Raw genomic sequence first — 348 nt, forward strand, 5'->3', positions numbered from 1 at the left:
CAACCGCAAACAACGCCGCCTGCGCATACACCGTCCGCGTCAGCAGAGCAGCCGCATCGCTCTCCGGCTCCGCGAACAGCACCTCCCGCAGCGGACGTTCCAGACCCTCCAGGCCGACATCCAACAGGTCACACGTCCGCTCCAACGACTCCGCGAACACCGGGAACGCAGACGCCAACTCCCGCCCCATCCCCACCCGCTGAGCACCCTGCCCCGTGAACAGGAACGCCAGCCGGCCGTCCACCACACGACCCGAGACCACCCCGGGCGCCTCAGCACCGGTCGCCAACACCTCCAGCGACCGCAGCAACTCCACACGCGAGGAACCCAGCACCACACCCCGATGCT

1 protein-coding gene is annotated in these 348 nt (G+C 68.7%); it reads right to left on the reverse strand.

The genetic code is table 11. The features are described 5' to 3' along the window. Positions 1–316 (reverse strand): acyltransferase domain-containing protein (locus tag KUF83_RS42535; protein WP_217453461.1); only part of this gene is annotated, 316 nt, incomplete at its 3' end. Positions 317–348 lie beyond the last annotated feature (32 nt).

Source organism: Streptomyces sp. BV286, assembly GCF_019090165.1.
Classification (GTDB): Bacteria; Actinomycetota; Actinomycetes; order Streptomycetales; family Streptomycetaceae; genus Streptomyces.